Below are 13,410 nucleotides of genomic sequence, written 5' to 3' on the forward strand. Positions count from 1 at the left end.
AGCATCTATGTTGTGGGCCAGCTCACCAATAAGCTGGGATGAATCTTCCGTTCTGCATCACAACGTAGTGAATTGAGACACGCATGACCCAAGTTAGACAACGGTCGCACGAAGAAGCGATCGACGAGGTTGAAGATGTCCTGCAACCCATCCCCGAATCGGCCCGGACCACCAAGCTGTCCGGCCAGTTCTGGATCTGGGCCGGCGCCAACGTCGCCCCCATCAACTGGATCCTCGGGGCCCTCGGCATCCAGCTCGGCCTGGGCCTGAGCGACACCCTGATAGTACTGGTAGTCGGAAACATCATCGGAATGGCCGGCTTTGGCTTCTTCGTCATTCTGGGCCAGCGGACCGGTGCCACCGGCATGCTGCTCGCCCGCGGCGCGTTTGGCCGCCGCGGGGCCTACCTGCCGGCCGCCATCCAGGCGACCATCGCCATCGGCTGGTCGGCAGTGAACACCTGGGTCATCCTGGACCTGATCCTGGCACTTTTCGGCATGATCGGCTGGGTTGACCCCAACGAACGCAACATCATGGTGCGCATCGTCGTCGCCGCGGTCATCATGACCGTCCAGGTCGCGATCTGCTACCGCGGGTACCGTGCCATCTCCAAGTTCGAGCGGATCACCATGCCGCCCACCATCCTCGTCCTGGTGGGGATGTCCATCGTCGCCTGGACTCAGCTTGACATCAACTGGAGCTACGCCGGACCGGCGGGCGCGGTCCTGGAGGGCCTGCCGCGCTTAGCCGCGATGTCCTCGATCATGACCGTCATCGGCATCGGCTGGGGTATCGGCTGGTTCACCTACGCCCCCGACTACTCCCGCTTTGTCAGCCGCAAGGTCAAGCCGGCCAAGCTGTACCTGGTCAGCGTCCTGGGCCAGTTCCTGCCCGTGGTCTGGCTAGGCATCCTCGGCGCCAGCCTCGCGACGAAGAACGGACAGGCGGATCCGGGCCAGCTGATTGTCTCCAACTTCGGCTCTCTGGCCATCCCGGTCATCCTGCTGGTCATCCACGGACCGATTGCCACGAACATCATCAACCTGTACACCTTCGGCGTCGCCTTCCAGGCCCTCGATGTCAAGATCTCCCGGCGCAAGCTGTCGATCATGGTCGGGATCCTGTCAATGGTTGCGGTTATCGGCTTCATGTTCGCCGAAGACTTCGCGACGATCCTCGACTCCTGGCTCGGCGCCATCGTTGCGTGGGTGGCCACCTGGGGCGGCATCATGGCCGTCCACTACTTCATCTTCGAGCGGCACCACAAGGACTTCTCCTACCTCTTCCTTGATTCGAAGAAGACCGCATTGAAGGCCATCAATCCCTCGGCGTTCATCGCCTTCTTCGCCGGCATCGTCATGACGTGGATGTTCATGTACGGCGGAATCCCGGCCCTGCAGGGTCCCATTGCCACGGCAATGGGCGGCGTCGACTTCTCCTGGCTGGCCGGGACCGTGACATCGTCGGTCCTCTATTTTGCCCTCGGCTACCCGCGCTTCCGCAAGCGCATCCGGGCCGGTGTGCCCTTGGGTATCCGCCTGGACCTGCAGGAAGAAGCAGTGCTGGCAGAGCACGGCGACGCCTGCGAGGAACCGGTCCCCGTTCCGGAACCGGCCCGCCTGGTCTGAGAGCCGGCAATGCCAAACCCCCCAATATTTCACCATTAACACGCAAAGGAATAACCCGTGACCATCTCCACCACCGCCCTTGCCTCGAATGTCTCTGAGTTGGAGCGCCTGAAGGTGCTGCACAACGGTGAGAAGGTGCAGTTGACGTTCTCCACCGCGGAATTTGAGCGCCGGCTCGCCGGCCTCCGCCGGATCATGGCAGAGAAGAGCCTGGACGCCGTCGTCCTGACCAGCTACCACTCCATCAAGTACTACTCCGACTTCCTCTTCACCTACTTCGGCCGTTCCTACGCCATGGTGGTCACCAAGGACGACACCGTGACCGTCACCGCGAACATCGACGCCGGTATGCCGTGGCGGCGCAGCTACGGCGACAACGTGGTCTACACGGACTGGCGCCGGGACAACTACATCTTCGCCATCCAGGAGGCGCTGCGCACGCGCGGCATTTCCGTCCGCCGGCTCGGCGTCGAGGACGACTCGCTGCCGCTGGACAACCGGAACAAGATCCAGGCCGCCTTCGGATCGGCCACCCTGGTGGACGTGGCCCAGGCCGCCATGCGCCAGCGCATGATCAAGTCGGCCGAAGAGATCGAGGTCATCAAGCACGGGGCCCGCATCGGCGACCTGGGCGGGGAAGCCATCCGCAACGCCATCACCGCCGGGATCACCGAGTACGAGGTCGCCCTGATCGGCACCGAAGCCATGGTCCACGAAATCGCGCGGACTTTCCCGGATTCCGAAATCCGGGACACCTGGGTCTGGTTCCAGTCCGGCATCAACACCGACGGCGCGCATAACTGGGCCACTACCCGCAAGATCCAGGAACACGACATCCTGTCCCTGAACTGCTTCCCGATGACCTCCGGCTACTACACCGCCCTGGAACGGACCCTGTTCTACGGCGAACCGGATGCCCGCTCCCTTCAGCTGTGGAACATCAACGTGGAAGTCCACAAGCGGGGCCTCGAGCTCATCAAGCCCGGCGCTGTCTGCAAGGACATCGCCGCCGAACTGAACGAGATCTATGTGGGCCACGGACTGCTGGCCAACCGGACGTTCGGCTACGGACACTCCTTCGGCGTCCTGAGCCACTACTACGGCCGGGAAGCCGGACTGGAGCTCCGCGAGGACATCGACACCGTGCTGGAGCCGGGCATGGTGGTCTCCATGGAACCCATGATCACCGTCCTGGACGGTGCGCCCGGCGCCGGCGGCTACCGTGAGCACGACATCCTGGTGGTCGGCGAGGACGGAGCCGAGAACATCACCAAGTTCCCCTTCGGCCCCGAACACAACATCATCAGCGCCTGACACCCCGCCGTGGCGGCGGCCACCGGCCGCCGCCACGTTGCACACCGCACTTAACGAGGAGCACCACCAGCATGGACAAGTCAGTATTTCTGGAAGACCTGGACGCCTTTGCCTACCGTGAAGCCCTGACATCCGGGGAGGCGATCGTCCTCATCCCTGTCGGGTCCCTGGAGCAGCACGGGCCACACCTGCCTCTGGGAACGGACACCATTCTGTCCTCCCGCTTCGCGGAGGGTGTTGCCAGGCGGCTGGGTGCACTTGTTGCCCAGCCCATCGCCTACGGGTACAAGTCACAGCAGAAGTCCGGCGGTGGCAACCACCTCTCCGGAACCACCAGCCTGGACGGCGCCTCACTCATCGGCGTGGCGCGCAACCTGGTCAAGTCCTTCCTCAACCAGGGTGTCCGGCACGTGGTCTTTGTCAACGGGCACTTCGAGAACTACCAGTTCCTCTACGAGGGGATCGACCTGGCCCTGGAAGAGCTGGGGATCGGGCCGGGGGCGGAACAGAGCGTGTTGTTGTTGTCCTACTGGGACTTTGTCAGCCAGGACACGCTGGCCCAGGTCTACCCCGACGGCTTCCCGGGCTGGGACATCGAGCACGGCGGCGTCCTGGAAACCTCGCTCATGCTCCACCTTGAGCCGGCCAGGGTTGCCATAGACCGCCTGGTCGACGGTCCTGCCGCGGTTCTGCCGCGCTTCGACCGGCTCCCCGTGGTGCCGGAGCGGACGCCGGTCACCGGCTGCCTCTCATCGGCAGCCGGGTCCAGCGCAGCCAACGGCGCACTGCTGTACGGCCAGGTTGTCGACGACCTGGCCGCCGACCTCGCAAGCGAGCTGGTCCGTGAATCCGCGGCCGCGGCTGTTCCGGCGTAGCGGGACAACGATTCCGTAGCTCAACGCGATTTCACGCAGTGCAACGAATGCGCCGCGGTGGGACTTTCCCGCCGCGGCGCATTTCGTACGCCCGGCATGGGCATTTGCTGGAGGTGTGAGTCCCCTGGAGGAGACGGTGGTTTCACTTCCGGTCAGCGCTCGCCCACAGCAACGGCCTGCGTTAAGCCGCTTCAACGCAATCTCAGCTCCGTCACGCTTCCCGGTCTAGGATCGAATCTGTGGAACTAACCGAGGGGACGCTATAGGCGGCCTTGTGGCGGGTAGGCAAGCCGCAGAAACTACTTGAGAGTATGGATCATGGCTTCGAACAATGACCCCGAATCCGACGTCGATACGGAGGCCGGCCAGCACGGCGGTGTCCAGTCAGTGGACCGGGCCCTTGCGGTCCTGGAGATCCTGGCCCGGGACGGCCATGCGGGGGTTAGCGAAATAGCCGAGGAGATGGGCATCCATAAGTCCACGGTGTCCCGGCTGCTGGGCTCGCTGGTGAGTCGGGATATCGTCCACCAGAACAACGAACGGGGAAAGTACCAGCTGGGCTTCGGCATTCTGCGGCTGGCGAGCACCATTCCAGGGAGGCTGAGCCTTGTCCGCGAGGCCCGCCCCGTACTTGAAAGCCTTGCCGAGGATTTCAAGGAAACGGTGAACCTTGCCGTGCTGCGCTCCAACTACGCAGTCAATGTGGACCAGGCCATGGGGCCGTCGACGCTCGCCACGTACGACTGGGTGGGCAGCCTGACCCCGCTGCACGCAACCTCCAGCGGGAAGGTCCTTCTGGCGGCGCTCTCCGCGGATGAACGGGACCGGATCCTGAAGGAGACAGGGCTCCCTGCCCGAACCCCGCGGAGCATCACCAGCAGGGATACGCTTGAAAACCAGCTTCTGGACATCTCCCATGACGGCTACTGCGTCATCCGGGAAGAGTTCGAGATCGGGCTCAACTCCATGGCTGTGCCGGTGTACAACCATATGGGATCAGTGATCGGTGCCGTCAGTATTTCCGGACCAGCCTTCCGTTTTGATCCGGAAAAGACGCCCGGGCTCCTGGAGGCACTGAAGCAGGCAGGTCTCCAGATCAGCGCGAACATGGGCTACACCGGGCGCTAAACAGAACCGGTGATCGAGCTTGTCGAGATCCAGGTTTCGACAAGCTCAACCACCAGTTCCGGATCAGCTGGATTCAGGCGCGCGGCGTGATGTCTCCTACCTTCTCCTGCACCCACTCGTGGAAGGCGCCGATGTGGTGCTCGCTCGGGACCAGCACGCCGCCCTTGGCATAGACCTTTGAGCCCATGGCCGGCTGGCAGCGCTCGCAGGCGTCGAAGTCCTGCTCGTTGACGCGGTGGAAGAGCTCCACCGAGGCGCTGACATCCTTGCCGCTTTCCACAACGCTGGGAAGGTACAGCCAGTCGCATTCAACGATGGTGTGGTCAGCGGCCATGGGGAACATGCGGTGGATGATCACGTGGTCCGGAACCAGGTTGACGAAGACCGTCGGCTTGATCGTCACTGCGTAATAGCGCCGGTCCTGGTCCTCTCCCACGCCCGGAATCCGGTCCAGCCCTTCTGAGCCGTCGATGGTGAAGCCCTTGATATCCTCGCCGAATTCGGCGCCGTGGCCCACGAAGTACTGGGCGGCCAGGCCGTCGGCAAATTCAGGCAGCACCTCCGTGAGTTCGGGGTGGATCGTGGCGCAGTGGTAGCACTCCATGAAGTTCTCGATGATGAGCTTCCAGTTGGCCTTGACGTCGTACTTGATGCGGCGGCCCAGGCTCAGGTTGGCGATGTCATAGTCGTCCACCGCCCGCAGGTCCCCGAGCCGCTCCTCGATGGCACCCATGACGTCCTCTTCGAACGACGGCGGCTCGTCGGCCAGGCAGACCCAGACATACCCGAGGTACTCGCGGGTGTGGACCTTCACGAGCCCGTACTCGTCCCGGTCGATGTCCGGCATCTTAGTCAGGTTGGGAGCCGCAATGAGCTTGCCTTCGAAGTCGTAGGTCCAGGCGTGGTACGGGCACTGGAACGAGCGTGCAGCCTCGCCCTGCTCCTCCATGCACAGCTTGACGCCACGGTGCCGGCACACGTTGTAGAAGGCGCGGATGCCGCCTTTGCGGGTGCGGCTGATCAGCACGCTCTCGCGGCCCACCTGCACCGTCCGCCAGGCCCCGGGCTTGTCCAAATCGGCGGACCGTACTGCGCAGAACCACATCTGCTCGAAAATGCGCTCCTGCTCGGCGCGGAAGATCTCTTCGCTGACGTAGGCGTGGCCCGGGAGGGTGGGGATCAGGCTGGGCGTGAAGACTTCGGTGGTCATTCTTAACTCCTCTGCGGTGACTGACGTCGGGGTTTGGAAGGTCTGTAGGGGATCAGATGAAACTGGCGGATGCTGCCAGCACAGGCTGGGCGGCGGCGGCGCCGGTTGGGGCGGCCGCCGATCGTGCGGTGTTGAGCTGCCGCCGCCACTTGGTGAAGAGGCGGGGCTGGTTGGCGCCAAGGACGGCTACAGGCTGGCCGCCTCGGTAGTAGACGGCCAGGAAACTGTGAGCTGCGGGATCTCCGGCCTCGATGTCCACCCGGTCAGCGTCCCGGGCGTGACCGGCGAACTGGATCCTGACGTTGTACTGGTCGGACCAGAAGTACGGCAGGTTCAGCGGCTGACGGACGGCCCCCGGCTCCAGGAGCGCCGTGACGGCGAGCGCCGGGCGCTCCACTGCACCGCTCCAGTGCTCCACGCGCCGGTGTTTTCCGGACTCTTCGTCCAGCCACGCAGCACAATCCCCGACGGCCACCACGCCCGGCGCGTTGGTACGGCCCATCGGATCGCAGAGGACGCCGTCGCCGAGTTCGAGACCGGAGCCGGCAAGCCAGGCTGTGTTGGGTACGGCACCGATGGCCACCAGGACGACGTCGGCAGCCAGGTACCGGCCGTCCGCCAGGCGGAGCCCGCTGACCACGCCCTCGCCGCTGTAATAGGACTCGATCGCGGCGTCGCAAATCAGCTCCACCCCGTTAATTCCATGTAACGCGGCCAGGGTGCCCGCCATCTCCGCACCCAGCGGGCGGCTGAGCGGAACGGCGCCCGAGCAGACGACGGTGACTTCAACTCCGAGTGCCCGGGCGGTGGAGGCAACCTCGGCGCCGATGAAGCCGGCGCCTACGATGACGAGCCTGGTCCCCGGCACCAGTTCGGGAGCGAGGTCCTGCGCGTCGTGCAGGGTCCGCAGGGTGAAGACGTTCGCCAGCCCGGCGAGTTCGGGCAGCGTCCGGGCGTATGCCCCGGTGGCGATGACCACGCCGTCGGCCTTTATTTCCGTGCCGTCGTCGAGTGTTACCGTCCGGGTCGCGGCATCCAGGCTGCGTGCTGCTGCTCCCAGCAGCCACTCGGCCTGAAGCGGATCTGCGCCTTCACCGTCTTCCGGACTCTCCAGGCTGAGGTGTTCCGGGGTGATCTTTCCCGCCAGGAAATCCTTGGACAGGGGCGGCCTGTCATAGGGCCGGTGCGGCTCGTCGCCGATGAGGACGAGCCTCCCTGCGAAGCCCTGGGCGCGGGCCGCACGGGCGGCCGAGATCCCCGCCAGGGATGCCCCCACTATTGCCAATGTCTGCATGGCCGCCTTCCCGTTCGCTGAATGCAACTAATTGCGTATGACGCAACAACGTTCTGTATGTGAGACAGCGTGACGCAGACCACGAAGGGGTGTCAAGGGTCGGTTTCATTAAGGGGAGCCCTTGACAAGGCAGAGTGGCATGGATCACTCTGTTGCGTATTGTGATCGGCGTTGATGATGGCACAACCCGCCGACCGGGCTGAGCCCGTCAACTGGGAAAGAGGTTTATCAGATGCACATCGCCTGCCCACTCACCGCACTGGCCCCCGGAGACGCCCTCCGTCTCGACACGTCCCCACCGATCGCCGTCTTCCACACCGAGGATGGCGAGTTGTTCGCCCTCGACGACACCTGCACCCACCAGGACGCGTCCCTCGCAGACGGCTGGGTGGAAGGCTGCGAGGTGGAGTGCCCCCTGCACGCTTCCAAGTTCAATCTCCGCACGGGTGAAGTGGACGCCCCGCCGGCCAAGCTGCCGGTGCGGGTCCACAAAGTCTCCGTGGTGGACGGCCAGATCATGGTCGAGGAATCCAGCGAGGCGCCCAACCTTCCACCGGGCCTGACCGTCAACGGCCACGTCTAGGCACCACCAGGCTGTACTCCATTTCAAGCTAAGAGGTGAAGTTCTTGACCCTACAACTGAGTAACGAGCTGCAAGAACGGACCCGTTCCGCGGCCCCCGCCGGGCAGCCACGGGCAGCATCCGGGCAGCAGGCGACGCCGTTCGTCCTCACCGTTGCCTGCCCCGAACGCCGTGGAATCGTCCACGCCGTGTCCAGCTTCCTGGCAATGCGCGGCTTTGACATTGCCGAACACCAGCAGTTCGATGACCACGTCAGCAATACGCTCTTCCTGCGCACCGCCTTCACCGGCACCTTGGCCGGCGCCGCTGGCGCCAGTGGTACCGGTGCGGACCGCACGGCCGATTCCCTGTCCGCCGACTTCGCGGAGATCGCCGGCGAGTTCGGAATGTCCTACAGCTTCCACGACGACAGGCCGCAGCGCATCCTGGTGATGGTCTCCAGGTTCGGCCACTGCCTCAATGACCTTATTTTCCGCTGGCGCGCCGGGAGCCTGGGGGCGGACATCGCCGCCGTCGTCTCCAACCATGAGGACCTGCGCCCGATGGCGGAAACCGCAGGGCTTCCCTTCATCCACGTACCCGTAACGGCGTCCACCAAACCGCTGGCGGAGTCCCGGCTCCTGGAACTCGTGGAGGAATACGACGCGGACCTTGTGGTGTTGGCCCGCTACATGCAGGTGCTGTCCGACGGCCTCTGCGGGGAACTCCACGGCCGGGCCATCAACATCCACCATTCCTTCCTGCCCGGGTTCAAAGGGGCCAAGCCCTACCACCAGGCCTACGAACGCGGCGTGAAGGTGGTCGGGGCCACTGCCCACTACGTCACCGGCGACCTCGACGAAGGTCCCATCATTGAGCAGGAAGTCTTCCGGGTGGACCACGGCGTGGACCCGGATTCCCTGGTAACGGCAGGCCGCGACGCCGAAGCGATCGCCCTCTCCCGCGCGGTGAAGTGGCATTGCCAGCACCGCGTCCTCCTCAACGGCACCCGGACCGTCGTCTTCCGTTAGAGCCACCCCGCGAGCCCTCAAACGGGGCGCCCCCACGCAACACGCAGTAAGTCAAGAACAGGAGCTTCCGTATGAGCGCTACACCCCGCGTCGTTATCATCGGCGCCGGCATTGTCGGTGCGAACCTGGCAGATGAATTGGCCACCCGAGGCTGGACCAGCGTCACCGTACTGGAACAGGGACCACTCAACCTCGCCGGCGGCTCCACGTCGCACGCACCCGGCCTGGTGTTCCAGACCAACCCCTCCAAGACGATGACGCAGTTCGCTGCCTACACCGTGGACAAGCTCCTCTCCCTGAGCGACGAGGGTGTCGCCTGCTTTAACCAGGTGGGTGGCCTGGAGATCGCCACCACGCCGGAACGGTTGGAGGACCTCAAACGGAAGCTCGGCTACGCAACCTCATGGGGCATCGAGGGCAGGATCATCGACCCCGATGAGTGCAGCAAGCACTATCCGCTGCTGAACCAGGACATGGTCCTCGGCGGCCTCTACGTCCCGTCCGATGGCCTCGCCTCCGCCGCCCGCGCCGTTCAGCTGCTGATCCGCAAAGCCACGGCAGCCGGCGTCAGGTTCATCGGATCAACTCCGGTGACCGGGATCGAGCAGTCCGGCGGAAAAGTAACGGGGGTCCAGACTCCCGACGGCGTGGTCCCGGCGGACATGGTCGTCTCCTGCGCCGGCTTCTGGGGCCCCAAGATAGGCGCGATGGCAGGCATGGCCGTGCCGCTGCTGCCGCTTGCCCACCAGTACGTCAAGACCACCACGGTGCCGGAACTCGCGGGCGCCAACCTGGGCACGAACCCCCTGGACCCCTCCAACGGCGCCCGCATGCCGATTCTCCGGCACCAGGACAAAGACCTCTATTTCCGTGAGCACGGAGACAGGATCGGGATCGGCTCCTATGCCCACCGGCCCATGCCCGTGGACCTGGACCGGCTGCCGGAGGTGGCGCCAGGGCAGATGTCCGAGCACCGCATGCCTTCCCGACTCGAATTCACCGGGGAGGATTTCCTCCCCTGCTGGGAGGACAGCCGGCAGCTGCTGCCCGCCCTCCGCGGTGCGGAGATCGCCGACGGCTTCAACGGCATCTTCTCCTTCACGCCGGACGGCGGCCCGTTGATCGGGCAGGCCCCGGAGCTTGAGGGCTTCTACGTCGCGGAAGCGGTCTGGGTGACGCACTCCGCGGGCGTGGCCCGCGCGGTAGCCGAATTGCTGATCGAGGGCCAGTCCCGCATCCCGCTCCACGAATGCGAGGTATCGCGCTTCGAAGCCGTCCAGACCGCAGAGAGCTACGTCAGCGAAACCTCCCAGCAGAACTTCGTCGAAATCTACGACATCCTGCACCCCCTGCAGCCGCGCGAATCACCCCGGGACCTGCGCGTGAGCCCCTTCAATTGCCGGCAGAAGGAACTGGGAGCGTTCTTCCTCGAGGCCGGCGGCTGGGAGCGCCCGCACTGGTTTGAGGCAAACCGCCCGCTGCTGGACGAACTGCCGCCTGAATGGCAGGCGCCGGACCGCGGCCCGTGGGCGGCCATGTTCAGCTCTCCCATTTCCGCGGCCGAGGCATGGAAGACGCGCACCGCCGTCGCACTTTACGACATGACCGCGCTCAAGCGGCTCGAAGTCAGCGGACCCGGCGCCCTCGCCCTGCTGCAGCGCCTCAGCGCCGGGCAGATCGACAAGAAGCCAGGCGCCGTCACCTATTGCCTGCTGCTGAACGACGACGGCGGGGTGCGCAGCGACATCACGATCGCACGGCTGGATGAGGCCACGTTCCAGGTGGGCGCCAACGGCAACATCGACTTCGACTACTTCACCCGGGAGGCCCGCAAGCAGACGGCTGATGACGTCAGCCAGTGGGTCCAGATCCGCGACATTACGGGATCCACGTGCTGCATCGGGCTCTGGGGGCCGCTGGCACGCGAAGTTATTGCCAAGGTCAGCACCGATGATTTCACCAATGACGGTCTTCGTTACTTCCGTACCAAGCAGGTGCGGATCGGCGGCATCCCCGTGACGGCCATGCGGCTGTCCTATGTGGGCGAGCTGGGCTGGGAGCTGTACACCACCGCCGAACACGGTCTGAAGCTGTGGGACCTCCTCTTCGAGGCCGGCCAGGAACAGGGCATCATCGCCGCCGGCCGCGGCGCCTTCAACAGCCTCCGACTGGAAAAGGGATACCGGCTCTGGGGGACGGACATGACGCCCGAACACGAGCCCTACCAGGCAGGCCTGGGCTTCTCGATCGCCAAGAACAAGGACTCCTTCGTGGGTGCCGAAGCCCTCGCCGAACGCCGCGCGCAGCCGGCTGCCATGCAGCTGCGCTGCCTGACGGTCGACGACGGCACCTCGGTGGTGCTGGGCAAGGAACCCGTGTATTTCAAGGGCGAAGCCGCCGGCTACGTGACCAGCGCGGCCTACGGCTACACGGTGAAGCGGCCGATCGCCTACGCCTGGCTCCCGGCCGGCACCTCCGAAGGCGATGCCGTGGAAATCGAATACTTCGGCACCCGGGTCGCCGCAACCGTCACGGCGGAGCCGCTGGTGGACCCGGGCATGGAACGCCTGCGCGGCTGAACCGGACCCATCCAGGCGCTTCAACACGACTCCAGACCACGCCCCAAGGAGATTTACCTCATGACGAACGAGAGCTACGACTACGTGATTGTCGGCGGCGGAAGCGCCGGATCCGTCCTGGCGGACAGGCTGAGCGCGGACGGGACGCACACAGTGCTGGTCCTTGAAGCCGGCCGCAGCGACTACCCGTGGGACCTTTTCATCCAGATGCCGGCGGCCCTGACCTTCCCCAGCGGCAACAGGTTCTACGACTGGCAATACGAGTCCGACCCCGAACCCCGCATGCACGGCCGCAGGATCGCCCACGCCCGCGGCAAGGTGCTGGGCGGCTCCAGCTCCATCAACGGCATGATCTTCCAGCGCGGCAACCCCCTGGACTACGAACGCTGGGGAGCTGACGCCGGCATGGAAACCTGGGACTTCGCGCACTGCCTGCCCTACTTCAAGCGCATGGAAACCGCGCTCGCCGCAGCTCCGGACGATGAACTGCGCGGCCATGACGGACCCCTGGTCCTGGAGCGCGGGCCCGCCCGCAATCCCCTGTTCCAGGCCTTCTTCCGCGCCTCCGAGGAGGCGGGCCACAAGCGCACCGATGACGTCAACGGGTACCGGCAGGAGGGCTTCGGCCCGTTCGACCGAAACGTCCACAAGGGCCAGCGGCTCTCGGCGTCACGTGCCTACCTGCGCCCCAACAAGGGCCGGAAAAACCTGACGGTCCGCACCCGCGCGCTTGCGGCCAAGGTCAATTTCGACGGCACAACGGCCACAGGAGTCACCTACCGGCGGAACGGCCGGCTGCACACGGTCAACGCCAAGGAAGTGGTGCTGTGCGGCGGCGCGATCAATACGCCCCAGTTGCTGCAGCTCTCGGGCGTGGGGGATTCCGCGCTCCTGTTGTCGCTGGGCATAAAACCGGTGGTGGACCTGCCGGGAGTCGGCGAAAACCTGCAGGACCACCTGGAAGTGTACGTCCAGCACTCCTGCACACAGCCCGTGTCCATGCAGCCGAACCTCAGCCTCTGGCGCTACCCGCTGATCGGACTCCAGTGGCTGCTCGGCCGCAAGGGCCCCGCAGCCACCAACCACTTCGAAGGAGGCGGGTTCGTCCGCTCCAACGAAGACGTCGCCTACCCCAACCTGATGTTCCACTTCCTGCCAGTTGCTGTGCGCTACGACGGCCAGAAAGCCGGCGCCAAGCACGGGTACCAGGTCCACGTGGGCCCCATGTACTCCGACGCCAGAGGCAGCCTGAAGATCACCTCCACGGACCCCGCCGCGCACCCGTCCATGCAGTTCAACTACCTGTCCACGGACCAGGACCGGCGCGAATGGGTGGAGGCCATCCGGGTCACCCGCGACATCCTCTCCCAGCCGGCCCTCGCGCCCTACAGCGGCGGCGAACTCTCGCCCGGCCCCTCCGTGCAGACGGACGAGGAGATCCTCGACTGGGTGGCCCGGGATGCCGAAACGGCGCTCCACCCCTCCTGCACCGCCAAGATAGGCCCGGCCTCCGACCCCCTGGCTGTGGTGGATCCGCTGACCATGAAGGTCCATGGCACCTCGGGGCTCCGCGTGGCGGATGCCTCCGCCATGCCCTACGTGACCAACGGCAACATCTACGCCCCGGTCATGATGCTCGCCGAAAAGGCCGCGGACCTCATCCTGGGACGTACGCCGCTGGCACCCGAGCACGCGGACTTCTATCGGCACGATTCCGCTGTGGCTCCCGAAGCCGCACCCAGCCTGGGCCGCGCATGAGCGGCGTCCAGGTTGCCGGGACCGGCAGCCC

10 protein-coding genes are annotated in these 13,410 nt (G+C 65.2%); 8 read left to right on the plus strand and 2 right to left on the minus strand.

What is annotated here, in order from left to right; genetic code table 11:
• Window positions 1-83 precede the first annotated feature (83 nt).
• The 4 genes from ACQCSZ_RS22565 (at window position 84) to ACQCSZ_RS22580 (ending at window position 4,945) form a co-directional block, all read left to right on the plus strand.
• Window positions 84-1,628, plus strand: coding sequence for a purine-cytosine permease family protein (locus tag ACQCSZ_RS22565; protein WP_427005824.1), 1,545 nt, complete (start codon window positions 84-86; stop codon window positions 1,626-1,628).
• Between the two features lie 57 nt (window positions 1,629-1,685).
• The gene (locus ACQCSZ_RS22570; protein ID WP_427005825.1) at window positions 1,686-2,942 is read left to right on the plus strand and encodes an aminopeptidase P family protein; all 1,257 of its coding nucleotides are present in this window, start codon (window positions 1,686-1,688) and stop codon (window positions 2,940-2,942) included.
• Between the two features lie 71 nt (window positions 2,943-3,013).
• The gene (locus ACQCSZ_RS22575; RefSeq protein WP_427005826.1) at window positions 3,014-3,817 is read left to right on the plus strand and encodes a creatininase; all 804 of its coding nucleotides are present in this window, start codon (window positions 3,014-3,016) and stop codon (window positions 3,815-3,817) included.
• Between the two features lie 318 nt (window positions 3,818-4,135).
• Window positions 4,136-4,945, plus strand: a complete 810-nt coding sequence (locus ACQCSZ_RS22580; RefSeq protein WP_427005827.1) for an IclR family transcriptional regulator — start codon at window positions 4,136-4,138, stop codon at window positions 4,943-4,945.
• Between the two features lie 73 nt (window positions 4,946-5,018).
• Here the strand turns inward: ACQCSZ_RS22580 and ACQCSZ_RS22585 are convergent, their stop codons facing one another.
• Both ACQCSZ_RS22585 and ACQCSZ_RS22590 read right to left on the minus strand, forming a co-directional pair.
• Window positions 5,019-6,155 (minus strand): aromatic ring-hydroxylating oxygenase subunit alpha, encoded by a 1,137-nt coding sequence (locus tag ACQCSZ_RS22585; RefSeq protein WP_427005828.1) that lies wholly within the window; start codon window positions 6,153-6,155, stop codon window positions 5,019-5,021.
• Window positions 6,156-6,207: 52 nt separating this feature from the next.
• A complete protein-coding gene (locus tag ACQCSZ_RS22590; protein WP_427005829.1) occupies window positions 6,208-7,449 on the minus strand; it encodes an NAD(P)/FAD-dependent oxidoreductase in 1,242 nt (413 codons plus the stop codon).
• A 232-nt stretch (window positions 7,450-7,681) separates the two neighbouring features.
• Here ACQCSZ_RS22590 and ACQCSZ_RS22595 point away from each other — a divergent pair, with 232 nt between their 5' ends.
• From ACQCSZ_RS22595 to betA, 4 genes are all read left to right on the plus strand, one after another.
• Window positions 7,682-8,032, plus strand: a complete 351-nt coding sequence (locus ACQCSZ_RS22595) for a bifunctional 3-phenylpropionate/cinnamic acid dioxygenase ferredoxin subunit (RefSeq protein WP_427005830.1) — start codon at window positions 7,682-7,684, stop codon at window positions 8,030-8,032.
• Window positions 8,033-8,100: 68 nt separating this feature from the next.
• The gene (gene purU, locus ACQCSZ_RS22600; RefSeq protein ID WP_427008423.1) at window positions 8,101-9,042 is read left to right on the plus strand and encodes a formyltetrahydrofolate deformylase; all 942 of its coding nucleotides are present in this window, start codon (window positions 8,101-8,103) and stop codon (window positions 9,040-9,042) included.
• A 71-nt stretch (window positions 9,043-9,113) separates the two neighbouring features.
• A complete protein-coding gene (locus ACQCSZ_RS22605; RefSeq protein WP_427005831.1) occupies window positions 9,114-11,621 on the plus strand; it encodes a GcvT family protein in 2,508 nt (835 codons plus the stop codon).
• Between the two features lie 60 nt (window positions 11,622-11,681).
• A complete protein-coding gene (gene betA, locus ACQCSZ_RS22610) occupies window positions 11,682-13,379 on the plus strand; it encodes a choline dehydrogenase (RefSeq protein ID WP_427005832.1) in 1,698 nt (565 codons plus the stop codon).
• Window positions 13,380-13,410: the final 31 nt, after the last annotated feature.

The sequence above is a fragment of the Pseudarthrobacter sp. H2 genome (assembly GCF_050157045.1).
In the GTDB taxonomy this organism is placed as follows: domain Bacteria; phylum Actinomycetota; class Actinomycetes; order Actinomycetales; family Micrococcaceae; genus Arthrobacter.